The sequence below is a fragment of the Flectobacillus major DSM 103 genome, from assembly GCF_000427405.1.
Lineage (GTDB): Bacteria > Bacteroidota > Bacteroidia > Cytophagales > Spirosomataceae > Flectobacillus > Flectobacillus major.
In genome coordinates, this window is the sequence record NZ_KE386491.1 from 4,528,436 (window position 1) to 4,541,853 (window position 13,418).

The window sequence follows — 13,418 nt, forward strand, 5'->3', positions numbered from 1 at the left end:
TTAAAATTATGAGTAAAACAGTAGTAAGTGCAGAAAAACTAAGATTAAAAACACGTTCCGACAACAAAGGATGGAAAAAATGGGGGCCATATTTGTCTGAACGCCAATGGGGTACAGTACGAGAGGACTATTCGCCAGGGCAAGATGCTTGGAACTGTGTCACACACGACATGGCTCGCTCAAAAGCATATCGTTGGGGCGAAGAAGGTATTGCGGGTATCTCAGACAACAAATCATATATCTGTTTTGCATTGTCATTTTGGAATCATAACGACCACATTCTAAAGGAACGTTTTTTTGGCCTAACAGGCAATGAATCCAATCATGGTGAAGATGTCAAGGAGTTGTATTATTACTTGGACTCAACGCCTACGCACTCATATATGAAGATGCTTTATAAGTATCCTCAAACGGCATTTCCTTATGCCAAACTTGTAGAGGAAAGTAGAAAACGTTCAAGGCTAGAACCCGAATACGAAATCCTAGATACGGGTGTATTTGACAAAGACGAGTATTTCGATATTTTTGTAGAATATGCCAAATCGGATGAACAAGATATACTCATAAAAGTAACCGCTCATAATAGAAGCGACAAGCCAGCTCCTATTACTTTGCTTCCAACTATCTGGTTTAGAAATACTTGGTGTTGGGGCTACGACAACTTTAAGTACAAGCCTATGCTTACGGGTGTGTCGAACAAAGTAATTGAAGTCAACAACAAAAGTGTTGGTCATTATAAATTGTACTGTGAAAAAGCCGATGAATTGCTTTTTTGCGAAAACGAAACCAACTTTCAACGCCTTCATGGTGTTGCCAACAACACGCCTTATCCCAAAGATGGCATCAACGATTATATCGTTAATAAAAACAAAGCTGCCATCAATCCCAACAATATTGGTACAAAAGCTGCTGCCCGATACACCAGAGTGGTAAAACCTGGCGAAAGTGTAACTGTGCGTTTGCGTTTATCAGACCATTCAAGCTCAGAACCATTTGGAGGTTTTGAAGATACCGTCGAGAAGAGAATCCGTGAAGCCAATCAGTTTTATGATGAACTACAAAAAGATGTAGATGACCCTGAATTGAAAATGATTCAGCGTCAGGCTTATGCTGGAATGCTCTGGACAAAACAGTGGTATTATTATAATGTAAACGAGTGGATTGCTGGCGACCCAGCCATGCCAAAGCCCTCAGAACACCGTAAGTTTGGTCGAAATTCGGGCTGGCGACACATGTACGCAGCCAACATTCTTTCTATGCCCGACAAGTGGGAATATCCATGGTTTGCTGCATGGGATTTGGCTTTTCACACAATTCCGTTGGCTCGTCTCGACCCCGATTTTGCCAAAAGACAATTAGCCGTTGTTTTGCGTGAATATTATATGCACCCCAATGGCCAAATTCCTGCTTATGAGTGGTCGTTTTCGGATGTAAACCCTCCTGTACACGCTTGGGCTACTTGGAAGGTATATGAAATCGATAAAGAAATGAATGGTAAAGGAGATGTAAATTTCCTTGAAAGAATTTTCCATAAATTATTACTCAACTTTACATGGTGGGTTAATCTCAAGGACGAAGGCGGAAATAATATCTTTGGTGGAGGTTTCCTTGGTATGGATAATATCGGGGTTTTTGACCGTTCGTCAACATTGCCAACAGGAGGGCGTTTGGAACAAGCCGACGGTACAGGCTGGATGGCTATGTATAGCCTCAACATGCTAAGAATTGCCTGCGAAATAGCAGTAGAGCGTCCTGTGTATCAGGATATGGCTTCTAAGTTTTTTGAACACTTCTTACATATTGCAGGAGCGATGCAGTCGATGGGTGGCTCAGATATTAGCCTTTGGGACGAAGAAGACCAGTTTTATTACGATATGCTTCACTTGCCTAACTCGCAAAGTATGTTGTTGAAAATCAGATCGATGGTAGGCTTGATTCCATTGTTTGCTGTTGAGGTTTTGACACCCGAAATGCTGGAGAAATTACCAGATTTCAAGCGTCGTGTCGACTGGGTATTAACTAACCGCCCCGATTTGGCAGGCTTAATTTCTCGTTGGTATGAGTCGGGTAAAGGCGAAAACCGTCTTTTGGCGATTCTTAGAGGTCACCGAATGAAGATGATTATGAAAAGGATGTTTGATGAAAATGAATTTTTATCAGAACATGGTGTTCGTTCTTTGTCGAAATTCCACTTAGATAATCCATACCAATTTAGGGTTCATAACGAAGTCCTTCGAGTAGACTATACCCCAGCCGAATCAACAGGAAGTATGTTTGGGGGTAACTCCAACTGGCGAGGGCCTATCTGGATGCCAATGAATTTCCTATTGATTGACTCCCTGTTGAAGTTTCAATCATACTATGGCAACGACTACGAGGTAGAGTATCCAACCAACTCGGGTAATATGGTGAGTATCAAACATGCCGCTTTGAGCTTGGCCGACAGACTCATCAGAATATTTAGAGAAGATGAAAACGGTCGTCGTCCGATGTACGAAAAATATGAAAAGATGCAAACCGACCCTCACTTCAAGGATTTACTATTATTTTATGAATACTTCCATGGCGACAACGGTAAAGGCTTAGGAGCAGCCCACCAAACAGGTTGGACAGGTCTAGTAGCTGAACTAATACTATCGGTAACAGTTGCTTCCAAATCGGAAATAAAAGAAGTGATATAATATAACTAACAAAAAACGTCGATGATAAATGTCATCGACGTTTTTTGTTAGTTATGAATTAGTAATGCTTTTGGGTAAGTAGACAAATGTTAAAAGAGTAGGTATATTTGTATTTAAAAATATAATATGAAACAATGGTTGCAAAAATAGCTTTTAAAAATTATAAAATCTTTAATAGCGTGCAAGTACTAGAGCTGGCTCCTATGACTATTTTAATAGGTAAAAATAGTTCTGGGAAAAGTGCTCTAGCAAAATTACCTACACTAATTTCTGGAAGTCTAAATGGTTTAGTTGAGGAACCATTCAGTTGGGAAAATGAAGGTGTGATATTAGGTAACGATTATTCTGATTTGAACTATGAAAAAGATACTACAGGAGAGTTTGAATTTAAGCTAGAACTCAAGGATAACGCTTTTTTACATATAGTGATATTATTTGGAGACTACAAATTAATTGTTCGTTCATGGAATTATAATGATGAGTTTAAAGTTCAATATCACATAAAAGAGAAGCTTTATTCCATCAATGACAGCACAAGGCTGTATGATTGTAGGTTTAAAGGTTTTTTACTGAAAAATATCATTGGTTTTGAAGGGGAAATTCCCAATGTAACTGATTTCAGTTTTGAATTTGATTATGTATGCTCATACAGGGTAGAACCGAAAGATATTAAAGAAGACCAACCGAAAGAAAAGAATATTAGAAAAGTTGGAATAGATGGCAAACACGCATACGAGATATTAATCAATGATGTTATTTATTCAGATGGCCAATTACTAAACAAAGTAAGCAATTGGTATAAAAAAGTATTCGAAAACTGGGAAGTGAATATAGACAGAGATACGTTGCGTAATAAATTTTACTTTGAACTAAAAAGGAATTCTCCAAGGTTTTTCAAGACCTCCTTAGTGAATGTAGGACAAGGTATGAGTCAAACTTTACCTTTAATCACAAAATCATTTATTGAAGAAGAAAAACCTTCTCTTACAATTATAGAAGAACCAGAATTACACTTACATCCTTCTGCTCATGGTGATTTAGCTGAACGATTTGTAGAATCTTTAATTGATACCAATAAAAGATATTTGATTGAAACACATTCTGAGAACTTTATTCTAAGATTAAGGCGTTTAATCGCTGAAAGTAAATATCCATACTTTACGGAAGAAAATCTTAAAATCTATTATGTTGATTATGACGAAGATTTGAATGAGAGTTCTTTGAGAGATATTAAAGTTGATTCCCTTGGTGAGGTATATGATTGGCCTGATGGTATTTTTAGTGATAGTTTTGATGAAGTTTTTGCAATAAGGAAAGCTCAAAAATTAAAGAAAGATGTTGGTTGAAATTCTACAAGATATTTTCAGAGACGAAGCTAATAATGAGCTATTAGACCAAATATATTTTCTGTTAGGAGAAAAACACAAACTATTGATAAGAGAAGACGACGATATTGAAGCCCTAATGGAGTCGAGCTGGTATAATAGTATGAAGCCATCATATCAGAAGACTATTGAAGAGTCTATTGTCTGGTCAATAAACAACTCTACAAAAACGCCTCAATGTATAATTTCTGGACAACCCAATGTAGCATATTTTGGCTTGGCAGAAGCAATAAAATATTTAGAGCAACCTTTTACCATCCTTATTGAAAATCGCTTGAATGATGCTCCATTTCTTGACTGTTTGATAAAGCATTTCCCAAAGGAAAGTAAAATGATAAAGTTATTTAAGGATGAGCGGTGGTTGAAATATGGAATGGGAGGAGGTAGCACTATTTTGCAAGAAATAGAAGCAGAATTAGAAACCTTTGAAAACCCTATTTTTATCAAAGCTAAACACAAATATTTGCGATATTTTGTACTTATTGATAGTGATAAGAAGTATCCTGAAATGAGTTTAAGTACTGAAAAATTAAAAAACAAAGCACTACTTGATAAATACGAAATTCCGTATCATATTTTAGAAAAACGGGAAATGGAAAACTATCTTCCCGATGAAGCTTTTGATGGTATAACAGATAATCAAGATTTCATTAAAGCATATCTTGCCTTAACCTCTATTCAGAAGGATTTTTTTGATTTAGAAAAAGGATTTGATGGTAAAAAGTTTGATAAACTTTTACCCGAAGAAAGGATATTTTACGAATCATTGAATGACTCTCAAAAAGATATATTTCGCAATAATAATCTCAAAAGAATAAATGGTTCGACTATTGAAAACTTCAAAACAAGCTTTCCAAAGCTGTTTTCTTCAGCTAAAGTAACCAAAATCAATTTGCTTAAAAGATGTGAACACCATTCTGAAATTGACTCCCCAAAAGACAAAAAAGAATTACAAAATTTATTAAGTAAAATCAATCAATTACTATGAGTTCATTAATCAGTTTAAAACCATCAAATAATAAGTTTGAAACTTATCTGAAGGGTATTAATTCGGGATTATTACAAATTCCAGAGTTTCAACGTGATTTTGTTTGGGAGCTTGACAATGTACTCAACTTGTTAAATAGTATTAAAAAAAATTACCCCATCGGTTCATTTTTATTTTGGACTCCAGAAACAGAATTTAGAATAGCAAAACAGGTAGGCCCTTATTTTATTAAAGAATCTATTTTTGAAGCTTTTGAAAAAAGACAACGAAAATATATTTTGGATGGCTATCAAAGAATGTCTGCGTTATTTGGTGTACTCTCTAATCCTGAAACGATTGTAAACTTCACATTGGACGAGAAGTTATTTAATTCCAAATTTAATATTTATTATAATCTTGATTCTGAACGGTTTGAGGTATTCGACCGTAATATTGAAATTTATTGTGTTCCCGCTTATATCTTATTGGATTTCGAATCTTTTCTAACTCACTCAGAAAAAATACAAAGAGAATATTCTCCTGAACTCTCAAAAAGTTACACAGGTAGGCTAAAAAAAATTGTCACCACTTTTAATAATTACGAAATGCCCGTAATTGAGATAGCTGGCGGAACATTGGATGAAGCGATAGATATATTTACATTACTCAATAAAGAAGGCAAGCCCATAACACCCGATTGGATATTGTCGGCTAAAACTTATACAGATAACTTTAGATTGGGCGATAAAATTGATGGTGTTCTCGACCAAATAGAGAAATATAATTTTATTGATAACAAACCAAGAGAAGTAGCGGTAAGAGATTTAGTTTTTAGAAGTATTCAAAGCTCATTTGGAGATTTATATTTAGACAATAAAAAAACAGATATTATTTCCCTTTCTAAAAAAGAAAACTTTCAAAGTCAAATAGAAATTACCGTAAAAAGTATAGAGCGTGTGGCTAAATTTTTATTTGAAGAACTCTTAATTGTTGACAATAAACTATTACCCGCTAATATCCAGTTTATCTTTTTGGTAGAGTTTTTTAACCACATTCCCGAACCTAATAGTCAGCAAATAGAAAAGCTAAAACAATGGTTTTGGGTTACAACATATTCCAATTATTTTACAGTTTTTAGTCCCAGCAAAAGAAAAACCGCCTTTCAGCATTTTCAAAAATTTATAAAAAATGTCGACCTAAACCCTGTCTATAGCGATAGACCTGAGCTACCATTTGTTGTGCCTGCGTTGTCTGATAAAGTAAACTTAGGTTCAGTGCGTTCAAAAGCTCATATTTTGTTTATGTTGAATTATTCAAATGGATTCAATTCTGTAGATACGGAGTTTGTGGAAGACTATAAAATTTTAAAGCTATTTTCTGAAACTAAAATTTCATCTGATTTAGGAGAAAGTGCAAATATGGTAGTATGTCTAAATAAAACTACTGATAATGTATTTATCCAGTCGGGGAAAAAAACCAACGACTTATCCTTCATGCTTGCTCAGGAAAATAAAGGAAGATATTCAGAGTATTTTATTACAGATGAAATGAGAGATGAATATTTAAAGGGTAATCTGGAAAAAGTATTTGAATTAAGAAAGACGTTGATTACTGAGAAGGAACGAGCTTTTGTAGAGAAATTAGGGGTAGATTATGATAGACGATTTCAACTATTTGAAACAATATAGCATGGTTTATTGAGAAAACGTTTTATCAGCGACTTAGTGAGCGCTTTATTGAAATATTTGTGAAATTATTTGTTGCTTAACCTCTTATCGAAGTAGTATTCACAGGATTACCTCATCGATTTTTTGATAGATTTTGTCCCATGTTTTGTTATCAATATTAAAACCATGATTGGTGTCTACAAAAAATAATTCTATGTTGGGACTAAACTTGTATTGATCCTTTATCTCTATACCGCCATATTCATCATGGATTCCCTGAATAATTAACATGGGTGTTTTGAGGTGTTCTAAATGAAGGTATCTTTCAGGCTCAACGCCATTATTGGGGTTTTGAAATGGATAACCCAAACAAATGATATGTTTAATATCTAAGTCATCGGCAATCAAAGATGCAACTCGTCCGCCCGACGACCTTGAGATAATGATTACTTCGTTTTTAGCACTTAGGTATTCAATTCTTTTCTTTAATTTTTTACAGCGAAGTTTTATATCATTTCCATTTCTTTCTAAAAATTGTTCATACAAATAGATAAAATAACTCCAATGCGTAATAGCGTAAAGTAATTGAACAAGTCTAAGATTGATTTTCTTGACAATATTGGGTAAAGTTTGAAAATGAAATTCAATCGAGCGAAGCCGATGGGTAAGGTTTCCTGCAGGGTCTTCCCAAACAATTGGCAGGTGTTTTCTTTTGGTATAGTTAACTAAAACGTGGTTTAGGTTAGTATCTTTTTGCCAATCGTCACGACCAGCAAATAAAAAAATCTTATTGACGGATTTTTTTGACATTGGTAGTATGGCGTGGAAAGTGGGGGGTATGTCTAGTATTAATGCCGAAAATCTTCCTCAAATATTTGATTTATTACTCAAAAATACAAATTTAAAGTACAGTAATTCATAAAATAGAGGCACAAACAGATGTGTTATTTGTGCCTCTGTAACAACCCTTGAGGTATTTTATTTACTAATTTCTAACATAGCTTTCAAAGCCTTTAAGGCTGGTACTCGGATATCTTCGGGTACTTGGATTTCGGGTAGTTCATAAAACATAGCATTGTAAAGCTTTTCCAAAGTATTCATTTTCATGTAAGGGCATTCTGAACAAGCACATGAGTTTTTCTCGTTGGCTGGGGCAGGAATCAATTTTTTATTAGGTACAGCTTCCTTCATTTTGTGCAAAATCCCAGCCTCGGTAGCTACAATAAACTCCTGACAGTCGGATGTTTGGACAAAATTGAGTAGGGCAGTAGTAGAGCCTACAAAATCGGCTTGAGAAAGGATAACTTCTTTACATTCTGGGTGAGCAATCAATAAAGCCGCTGGATTTTCCTCTTTGGCTTTTTTCAGTTTTTCTAATGAAATATCGATGTGTACAATACAAGCACCTTCCCAAAGAATCAAATCCCTTCCTGTTTTTTTGGCAACGTAACGCCCCAAATTGGCATCAGGAGCAAAGATAATTTGCTTATCGGCAGGAATAGATTCTACCACTTTTACGGCATTGGACGACGTACAAATAATATCTGTCATAGCCTTTACATCGGCTGTACAGTTGATATAACTTACCACAACAGCCTCAGGATATTGGGCTTTGAAAGCGGCAAATGCTTCTTTGGGTGCTGCATCGGCCAAAGAACAACCCGCATTGAAATCGGGCAGAACTACTTTTTTGTTGGGGTTCAAGATTTTGGCTGTTTCGCCCATAAAATGCACCCCACAAAATACAATCATGTCGGCATCTGTTTTTTCGGCAGCCTGAGCCAACCCAAGGCTATCGCCCAAATAATCGGCTAAATCCTGGATTTCGGCATCTACATAATAGTGTGCCAAAATAACAGCATTTTTCTCTTTCTTTAATTTAAGAATTTCTTCTTTCAAATCAGTCCCTTTAAATGGTACTGAACGGCTTACGTAGCCAACTTTATTTACTTCGTCTAGTAAGTTCATGGTTGAATATTGGGGAATTTCGATAACTTGAAAATAAAAACAACTAGAAATGAGTCTAAATAATCGTGTAAAAGGAGTTTTGTTGATAGCAGTTATCTGTTTTCAAAAATCTACACGCTACATATTTTAGGAATTTAATTCGTTTTCTCATTGACTACATAGCCTTCAAACTTAAATCTAGGCTTTTGATTTGATGTGTCAATGCTCCGCTCGAAATATAATCAACTCCACATTCGGCATATTGCCTGATAGTGGTTTCATCAATTCCTCCAGAGGCTTCGGTGAGGTATTTGCCATCGATAAGCCGAACAGCTTCTTGTAAATCTTCAAAACTAAAATTATCAAGCATAATTCTATGGATTTTACCAATAGCCAAAACCTGCTGTAGCTCGTTGAGGTTACGTACTTCAATTTCTATTTGAAGCTGCCGATCTGTGTGTTGTAGGTATTCGTTGGCCTGCAAAATAGCCTTTTCGATACCCCCAGCATAGTCGACATGGTTATCTTTAATCAAAATCATATCGAACAAAGCATAACGGTGATTTACAGCACCTCCAATTTTGCAAGCCCATTTTTCACACAAACGGAAATTAGGTGTTGTTTTGCGGGTATCCAGTAGCTGGGTTTTTGTTCCTTCCAAAAGCTGTACCATTGAATGCGTATGAGTAGCAATACCCGACATACGTTGCATACAATTCAAAACAAGGCGCTCGGCCTTTAAGATTGACTGCGAAAGCCCCGAAACGGTTAGTACGATTTGTCCTTTTTGAATAGGGGTTCCGTCTTGTAAAAGGAGCTCAACCCTAAGACTAGGGTCAACTTCTGCAAAAATCATAACTGCTAGCTCGGCACCAGCCAAAATACCTGTATCTTTTACCAACAATCGGGCGCTGCCAGTGGCATCTTTAGGAACAGTTGAAAGGGAAGTGTGGTCGCCATCGCCTACATCTTCAGCCAAAGCACTTTGGATGAAATTGTGGATATATGTGGGGTCTAAATAATTAAACATGCTAGATGATGATTGTTTTATGCCTCAAAAGTAAGAAAATAATTCAATTGTACTTTTGAAATTTTTATCAAGCTATTTACGCCTAATGTTATGATATTCCTAAGATTATTGTGTGGAAGTAGGCTATAGGCTTTGAAAATTTGGTATAAAGTTTGCAATACTTCATCAAAACTTGCTACTTTTGCAGTCAACAATGCAGAAAACAACTCATATATCACGTTTATTTAGCACCTTTTTTATGTGCCTGATGCTGATGTTTACCGTTTTTGGTAAAACATTTTCAGCCTCTCAGTTACATTATTCGGTATCTAAGCAAACCAAAACAGAACAATCTGAAAAGCAAAGAAGAGCTGCCAAAGAGTGTTCGGTAAGTGAGTTGTCGGTTATGCAAACGTCGTCGTCGGTAACGATAGATATTTCGCAAGATTTTATTTTTGAATTACCGTCTATTACGATACCCGTTGTGGCTAAGCAAATAGCACCAAAGGCTATTGGTTTATGCCAAAACACATTCTACGAGATTCTATTCGAGCATTTTATATCCACAAACGCTCCCTGATTTATTCCTTTTCCCTTATTGATTTTATCGCGGCAAACCCTGTTTGCTATTTTCTGGATTGAGCTAAATACTTGTAGCCCATGCTATAAGCGGTTTGCTCCCTAGTTTCGTTTCACATTCATTTCTTAATAACTAAAACAAATGCGTTACAAAGGTGCCATTATTTGGCTGACTGGTATCATTTCAGCCTTATGTTTATTCTTTTTATCATTTACATGGAAAGCTAGTTCGGTTCGTGAAGATGCAATTAATTATGCTACTTCAAAAAGTGGTGAATTAGACCCTGCTAAAAAAACTCGTTATATCGACTCTTTGTGGAAACAGCCTATTTATTTGGGCTTTACTCTACAAGAAGTAACGAATTATGCTCTTCACAAAGGCCTCGACTTGGAAGGCGGTTTGCATGCTGTGTTGGAAGTGTCGCCAGTTGAAATCTTGCGTGCTTTGTCAGGCAAAAGCAATGACCCTAATTTTGAGAAAGCTTTAGAGAACGCTTCAAAAGCACAAGTAAACTCAACCAAACCATTCAACGAGATTTTCTATGAGGAATTTGCAAAAATAGCTCCTAATCAAAAATTGGCTACCATTTTTGCCAACTCTGTAAACCGTGAAAAATTAAACTCAAACTCGTCGGATGCACAAGTGAAAAAAGTAATCAACGACGAAGTGGATGGTGCTGTTGACCGTGTTTATAAAATTATTCAGGCTCGTATCGACAAATTTGGTGTTGCCAACCCTAACATCCAACGTTTGCCAGGAACAAACCGTATTCAGGTAGAATTACCAGGTGTAGATAATCCAGATCGTGCTAGAAAATTATTGTCGGGTGCTGCAAAATTGGAATTTGTAGAAGTAGCAGAAATTAATGAGTGGGGACAAGGACTTAACTCTTTGGGAGAATATTTGGCTGCAGAAGAAATTGCGAAAAAAGCTTCTATTGCTTCAGCAGCGGCAGCTCCTGCCAAAACAGATTCGGCAAGTAAAGATGGCGGTTTGGCAAGCCAATTGGCTTCTGCTGGAAAAGCTGCCAAGAAAGATACTGCCAAAAAAGATACTACAGCAGGTGCAGCTTTAACAAAACTATTTTTGCCTCTTGACAACCAAGGTAGAAGCTGGGGTGTTTTCCGTAAAGATACGGCTCGTGTAAACGAATTGTTCCGTCGCCCAGAAGTACGAGTTATGTTTCCTTCAAACCTAACTTTTGTATGGTATGCCAAAGGTATTCCAGCTACAAATGGTGATGAAATTATCCAGATTGAAGCTATCAAGAAAAGTGAAGGACAACCTGCGCCACTAGAAGGAGATGTAATTACAGATGCTGCTCAGGATTTTGACCAAAACGGTCGCCCAGAGGTAACAATGACGATGAACGGAACAGGTGCACGTATCTGGAAAAACTTGACCGCAGCTAGCATAGGTAAAAGAGTTGCTATTGTGCTTGACAACTATGTATATTCTGCCCCAGTAATCAATGGCGAAATTCCAAACGGTCGTTCTTCAATTTCGGGGTCATTTACAGTAGAAGAAGCTAAAGACTTAGCAAATGTATTGAAAGCAGGTAAATTACCTGCACCAACACGTATCGTAGAAGATGCCTTCATTGGGCCATCGTTGGGTCAGGAAGCCATCAACCAAGGTTATACTTCAATGGGCATCGGTTTGTTGTTGGTAATTATCTTCATGATTGGTTACTATGGTAGTCCAGGCTGGATGGCCAACGCCGCATTGTTGTTCAACGTATTCTTTATTGCAGGGGTATTGGTACAAATTCAAGCAGCTTTGACATTGCCAGGTATTGCAGGTATCGTACTAACCTTGGGTATGGCTGTAGATGCCAACGTATTGATTAATGAACGTATCCGAGAGGAATTACACAAAGGTAATAGCTTGTTAGACTCAGTGAAATTGGGTTATGAAAAAGCCTTATCGGCTATTATCGACGGTAACGTTACAACCATTTTGATTGGTGTTATCTTGATTATCTTTGGGTCGGGTTCTGTAAAAGGATTTGGTGTAACACTTTGTATTGGTTTGGTTACTTCAGTATTTACAGCCGTATATGTGTCGCACGTATTTGTTGATTGGATGGTTAGACGTAAAATTGCTGCTGGAAAAGACCACGAAGTAACTTTTGAAACATTTATCTCAAAAGACCTATTCAAAGGATTCAACTTTGACTTTATTGGTAAACGTAAATATTCTTACTGGTTCTCGTGGGGCTTAATTGCTTTTGGTGCAATTGTATTGGTAGCTCAGGGTGGTTTCAACTTAGGAGTAGACTTCAAAGGTGGTCGTTCTTATGTAGTAGAATTTGCAAAACCTGTAGATACTGGCGAAGTAAAAGAAGCTTTGAAAGATGATTTTGAAGATAAAGGTGTAGAAGTAAAGACTTTCAATGGTGATACCAAATTGAAAGTAACAACGGCTTATTTGGTAGATGATGAAACAACAGCCGCTAACCAAAAAGTACGTAAAGCTTTGGAAACTGGCCTAACTAAATTTGCCGATGCAAAACCAGTTATCTTGTCGGAGTCGAAAGTAGGAGCAACAATTGCAGATGATATTTTAAGACAATCATTTGTTTCAATTGCCTATGCTTTGGTTGCTATCTTTATTTATATTTTGTTGCGTTTCCGTAAATGGCAATATTCATTGGGTGGTATAATTGCCTTGTTGCACGATACCCTAGTAGTATTGGGTATGGTAGGTATTACACGTTTGTTTGGTTTTGAGCTAGAAGTTGACCAAATCTTTATTGCTGCTATTTTGACCGTAATTGGTTATTCTATCAACGACACCGTGGTAGTATTTGACCGTATTCGTGAAGAAATCGGTATTGATGCAGATTTATCTAACAAGGAATTGATGATTAAAACCATCAATACGTCAATCAACCATACCATGAGCCGTACTGTAATGACCGCAACAACGGTATTCTTGGTAGTAACAGTATTGTTGTTATTGGGTGGCGACGTATTGAGAGGCTTCTCATTTGCGATGTTTATTGGTGTTGTGTTTGGTGCATATTCATCAATTTTCGTAGCAGCTCCAATTGTTATTGACCTAGGAACAGGTAAAAAGAAAGATACAGTAGCAGGAACAGTTACTAAGTAATTATCCTCAAAGACCTCACAGCCCTAAAAAGCTGTGGGGTCTTTTTTTGTTTAAAGACGAAATATTGA

General features: G+C 36.7%; 9 protein-coding genes. 6 read left to right on the plus strand and 3 right to left on the minus strand.

Features of this window, described 5'->3' with window-relative positions; all coding sequences use genetic code 11:
• Positions 1–8 precede the first annotated feature (8 nt).
• The 4 genes from FLEMA_RS73575 to FLEMA_RS73590 all read left to right on the plus strand — a co-directional run bounded on the left by FLEMA_RS73575 (position 9) and on the right by FLEMA_RS73590 (position 6,721).
• Positions 9–2,681 carry an MGH1-like glycoside hydrolase domain-containing protein gene (locus FLEMA_RS73575; RefSeq protein ID WP_044173368.1) on the plus strand — a complete coding sequence of 891 codons (2,673 nt, stop codon included), beginning with the start codon at positions 9–11 and terminating at the stop codon, positions 2,679–2,681.
• A 134-nt stretch (positions 2,682–2,815) separates the two neighbouring features.
• Positions 2,816–4,027: an AAA family ATPase gene (locus FLEMA_RS76295; protein WP_052354240.1), complete on the plus strand. Its 1,212-nt coding sequence runs from the start codon at positions 2,816–2,818 to the stop codon at positions 4,025–4,027.
• Positions 4,028–4,169: 142 nt separating this feature from the next.
• A complete protein-coding gene (locus tag FLEMA_RS73585; RefSeq protein ID WP_144080149.1) occupies positions 4,170–5,054 on the plus strand; it encodes a hypothetical protein in 885 nt (294 codons plus the stop codon).
• The gene (locus FLEMA_RS73590) at positions 5,051–6,721 is read left to right on the plus strand and encodes a DUF262 domain-containing protein (RefSeq protein WP_044173372.1); all 1,671 of its coding nucleotides are present in this window, start codon (positions 5,051–5,053) and stop codon (positions 6,719–6,721) included. The genes FLEMA_RS73585 and FLEMA_RS73590 overlap by 4 nt, the downstream gene beginning before the upstream one ends.
• Before the next feature lie 99 nt (positions 6,722–6,820).
• Here the strand turns inward: FLEMA_RS73590 and FLEMA_RS76300 are convergent, their stop codons facing one another.
• The 3 genes from FLEMA_RS76300 to nadC form a co-directional block, all read right to left on the minus strand.
• Positions 6,821–7,510, minus strand: a complete 690-nt coding sequence (locus FLEMA_RS76300) for an alpha/beta family hydrolase (protein ID WP_052354241.1) — start codon at positions 7,508–7,510, stop codon at positions 6,821–6,823.
• A gap of 168 nt (positions 7,511–7,678) precedes the next feature.
• On the minus strand, positions 7,679–8,668 hold the full coding sequence (nadA, locus tag FLEMA_RS0150925; protein ID WP_026997968.1) for a quinolinate synthase NadA: 990 nt from the start codon (positions 8,666–8,668) through the stop codon (positions 7,679–7,681).
• A gap of 154 nt (positions 8,669–8,822) precedes the next feature.
• Positions 8,823–9,677 carry a carboxylating nicotinate-nucleotide diphosphorylase gene (gene nadC, locus FLEMA_RS0150940; protein ID WP_044173374.1) on the minus strand — a complete coding sequence of 285 codons (855 nt, stop codon included), beginning with the start codon at positions 9,675–9,677 and terminating at the stop codon, positions 8,823–8,825.
• Between the two features lie 193 nt (positions 9,678–9,870).
• On the opposite strand from nadC, the gene FLEMA_RS73600 reads away from it, so the two are divergent.
• Both FLEMA_RS73600 and secDF read left to right on the plus strand, forming a co-directional pair.
• On the plus strand, positions 9,871–10,236 hold the full coding sequence (locus tag FLEMA_RS73600) for a hypothetical protein (RefSeq protein ID WP_144080150.1): 366 nt from the start codon (positions 9,871–9,873) through the stop codon (positions 10,234–10,236).
• 141 nt (positions 10,237–10,377) lie between these two features.
• Positions 10,378–13,350 carry a protein translocase subunit SecDF gene (gene secDF, locus FLEMA_RS73605; protein ID WP_044173379.1) on the plus strand — a complete coding sequence of 991 codons (2,973 nt, stop codon included), beginning with the start codon at positions 10,378–10,380 and terminating at the stop codon, positions 13,348–13,350.
• Positions 13,351–13,418 lie beyond the last annotated feature (68 nt).

Excerpts from the sequence above, each read along its gene's own strand:
- FLEMA_RS73575 (WP_044173368.1), top strand. The coding sequence starts at position 9 with ATGAGTAAAACAGTAGTAAGTGCAGAAAAACTAAGATTAAAAACACGT.
- FLEMA_RS76295 (WP_052354240.1), top strand. The coding sequence starts at position 2,816 with ATGGTTGCAAAAATAGCTTTTAAAAATTATAAAATCTTTAATAGCGTG.
- FLEMA_RS73585 (WP_144080149.1), top strand. The coding sequence starts at position 4,170 with ATGAAGCCATCATATCAGAAGACTATTGAAGAGTCTATTGTCTGGTCA.
- FLEMA_RS73590 (WP_044173372.1), top strand. The coding sequence starts at position 5,051 with ATGAGTTCATTAATCAGTTTAAAACCATCAAATAATAAGTTTGAAACT.
- FLEMA_RS76300 (WP_052354241.1), bottom strand. The coding sequence starts at position 7,510 with ATGTCAAAAAAATCCGTCAATAAGATTTTTTTATTTGCTGGTCGTGAC.
- nadA (WP_026997968.1), bottom strand. The coding sequence starts at position 8,668 with ATGAACTTACTAGACGAAGTAAATAAAGTTGGCTACGTAAGCCGTTCA.
- nadC (WP_044173374.1), bottom strand. The coding sequence starts at position 9,677 with ATGTTTAATTATTTAGACCCCACATATATCCACAATTTCATCCAAAGT.
- FLEMA_RS73600 (WP_144080150.1), top strand. The coding sequence starts at position 9,871 with ATGCAGAAAACAACTCATATATCACGTTTATTTAGCACCTTTTTTATG.
- secDF (WP_044173379.1), top strand. The coding sequence starts at position 10,378 with ATGCGTTACAAAGGTGCCATTATTTGGCTGACTGGTATCATTTCAGCC.